This window comes from Aeromonas sp. HMWF015 (assembly GCF_963878965.1).
In the GTDB taxonomy this organism is placed as follows: Bacteria; Pseudomonadota; Gammaproteobacteria; order Enterobacterales; family Aeromonadaceae; genus Aeromonas; species Aeromonas veronii.
Genome location: NZ_CAWNZT010000163.1, coordinates 1 through 3007, shown reverse-complemented (window position 1 = coordinate 3007; position 3007 = coordinate 1). Strand labels below are relative to the sequence as shown.

Annotated in this window: 3 protein-coding genes; all 3 read left to right on the top strand. The window is 62.9% G+C overall.

Going from position 1 to position 3007, the window contains the following annotated elements; translation table 11 throughout:
- A partial coding sequence (locus AACS18_RS08385) for a pirin family protein (protein ID WP_108614102.1) occupies window positions 1-587 on the top strand: 587 nt, incomplete at its 5' end.
- A gap of 39 nt (window positions 588-626) precedes the next feature.
- Window positions 627-1019, top strand: coding sequence for a DoxX family protein (locus AACS18_RS08380; RefSeq protein WP_005336513.1), 393 nt, complete (start codon window positions 627-629; stop codon window positions 1017-1019).
- A 258-nt stretch (window positions 1020-1277) separates the two neighbouring features.
- Window positions 1278-3007, top strand: a 1730-nt coding sequence (gene recC, locus AACS18_RS08375) for an exodeoxyribonuclease V subunit gamma (RefSeq protein WP_108614101.1), incomplete at its 3' end; no start/stop codon positions are given.

Here is a 3007-nt window from a genome sequence, read left to right as displayed (position 1 = left end):
GGATGGGGCACTCGGTACTGCGGGTGATCAATCAGGATCTGGTTGCGCCGGGTGGCGGATTCGCCACCCACCCTCACGCCAATATGGAGATCCTCACCTGCGTGCTGCAAGGCACCATAGAGCACAAGGACAGCCTCGGCCATGCCGAGCAGATCCCGGCAGGGGATTTCCAGCTGATGAGCGCAGGCAGCGGGATCCGCCACAGTGAGTACAACCCCTCGCAGACGGATCCTCTCTCCCTGTTGCAGATCTGGATCGAGCCGAACGAGTTCGGCACGCCACCCGGATATCAGCAGAAGAAGATCGAGTCCAGACCGGGCATGACGCTGGTGGCGTCACCGGATGGCGAGGCGGGATCGCTGCGGATCCGCCAACAGGCCCGCGTATGGCGGCTGGAACTGGCCCCGGGCGAGACGCTCGAATGGGCACTGGCTGGCCGACACGGTTACCTGCAGATGATTTCAGGGGAGTTGACCGCCAACGGTCTGGCTGCCCGACCCGGCGACGGAGTACTCAGTCGTGATGAATACCGGTGGGAGCTGGTTGCGACCAGTGCCAGCCAAGCTCTGTTATTTGACCTACCCTGAAGCAGTCAGCGGTGATGTGACACAAACGAGGAATATGAAATGGACAAGATGAAAGATGTAGCGCTGCTGGCGGGTCGTGTACTGCTGGCGCTGATGTTCGTAATGGCGGGCTGGAGCAAGATCGGCGGCTATGCCGGTACTCAGGGCTATATGGAAGCGATGGGTGTGCCCGGCTTTATGTTGCCGCTGGTGATCCTGCTTGAGCTGGGTGGTGGCCTTGCCGTCGTGCTGGGTCTCTTTACCCGCAGCCTCTCCGTGCTGCTGGCCGGTTTCACCCTGATGGCTGCCTTTATCTTCCACTACCAGCCTGCCGAACAGATGCAGATGCTGATGTTTATGAAGAACGTCTCAGTGGCCGGTGGTTTCCTGGCGCTGGCGGCGGCCGGAGCAGGGGCTTTCAGTGTGGATGCCCGTCTCGGCAAAAACTGGTAATGCCCTGAAGAGTCAAGTTTTCCAATGCCTTTTGGCCGGTGCAACTGCACCGGCTTTTTTCTGTCTGCGTTTTCCGGGTAGGTGAGGTGACGGCACAAATCTGCGGCGCCCCTCATGGTTCGGCGGTTTACCCGCCTGCTGGCCACAAGAGCCTTTTGCATCTTCCCCCCCGATCCCCGACAATTCCCTCTCTTGTGAAGTGACGGAAATGGCTCGCCTTTTCCCTCGCCCCCTCTCATCCACAGGCGGGAATTGCTCATGTTTACCCTCTACCACTCCAATCAGCTGGATCTGCTCAAAGAGCTGCTGGTGAGCCGCATCCGGCAGGCCCCTCTCTCTCACCCCTTCGATCGGGAGCAGATCCTGGTGCAGAGTCCGGGCATGGCCCAGTGGCTCAAGCTGGAGCTGGCCAAAGCGTTCGGCATCGCCGCCAATATCGACTTTCCGCTGCCCGCCAGCTTTATCTGGGAGATGTTCACCCGGGTGCTGGCAGATGTGCCGCGCCAGAGCCCCTACAACAAGGGCTCCATGAGCTGGCAGCTGATGACCATTCTGCCTGCCTTGCTGGATCGCCCCGCCTTTGCCCCGCTCGCCGCCTATCTGGGCGGGGATGACGCGGATCCTGCCAAGGATCCCGAGCAAGTGCGGCTGTGGCAGCTCTGCCAGAAGGTAGCGGATCTCTTCGACCAGTATCTGGTTTACCGGCCGGACTGGATCGCCCGCTGGGAAGAGGGGGAAGGGTTGAGTCAGGAGCTGGCCGGGGTGAGCGGTCAGGATTGGCAGCCGGAGCTGTGGCGCGAGCTGGTGGCCCGCACCCTGGCGCTCTCTCCGAGCGGCTACCACCGTGCCAACCTCTACGAGGAGTTTATCCACGAGCTGGAGCGTACCGCCGATCTGCCGGGCAAGCTGCCGCAGCGGGTCTTCGTGTTCGGCATCTCGGCGCTGCCGCCGCGCTATGTGGAGGCGCTGCTGGCCCTCGGCAGCCGGCCGGAGGTGGAGGTGCACCTTTTTGTCACCAACCCCTGCCGCTACTACTGGGGGGATCTGCTCGATCGCAAGACCCTGGCTCGGTTGGAGAACAAGCTCAAACCCGGCACCGATATCGAGACCTTGCAGGGTCCCGCCAACCCGCTGCTCGCCTCCATGGGCAAGCTGGGGCGCGACTACCTGCACCAGCTGATGGAGCTGGAGGTGCCGCAAATCGAGGCTTTCGTCGATATCGACGAAGTGGATGGCAAGGGCAAGGTCAGCCTGCTGCGCGCCATCCAGAAGGATGTGCTGGAGCTGGCCGAGCGAGGCGCCGGTCAGTTCGATCTCGACAGCAGCCACCACAAGAGCCCCATCGATCCGGCGGATGGATCCTTGCAGATCCACGCCTGTCACGGCCCGATGCGGGAACTTGAAGTGCTGCACGACCGGCTGCTGGCGCTGTTCGAACAGGATCCCACCCTCACCCCGAAAGATGTGGTGGTGATGATGCCGGATGTGAACAGCTACGGCCCCTATATTCAGGCGGTGTTTGGCGCGCGCGGCCAGATCCCGTTTGCGGTATCGGATCGGGCGGCGAGTCAGGAGAGCCCGTTGCTGCAAAGCTTCCTCGCCCTGCTCAGGCTGCCCAACGCCCGCTTCGGGGCGGGGGAGCTGCTCTCCATTCTCGAGGTGCCCGCCGTGCTGCGGCGCTTCGAGCTGGATGATGACGAGTTCAACCAACTGCGGGTCTGGGTGCAGGAGACCGGCATCCGCTGGGGGCTGGATGACGGCTATCCCGTCCGTTTCGATCTGCCGCCCATGTCCGGCAACAGCTGGCTGTTCGGCCTGCGCCGCATGCTGCTCGGCTTTGCCATGGGGGATGGCGAGCCGGTGGCGGGCATCCTGCCCTACGCCGATATCGAAGGGCAGCAGGGGCTGGCGCTCGGCAAGCTCGCCTGGTTTGTCGATTCGCTGGCCGAATTCCTGCCCCGCCTGCAACAGGCGCAGCCGCTGGCCGA

Excerpts from the sequence above, each read along its gene's own strand:
- AACS18_RS08380 (WP_005336513.1), top strand. The coding sequence starts at position 627 with ATGGACAAGATGAAAGATGTAGCGCTGCTGGCGGGTCGTGTACTGCTG.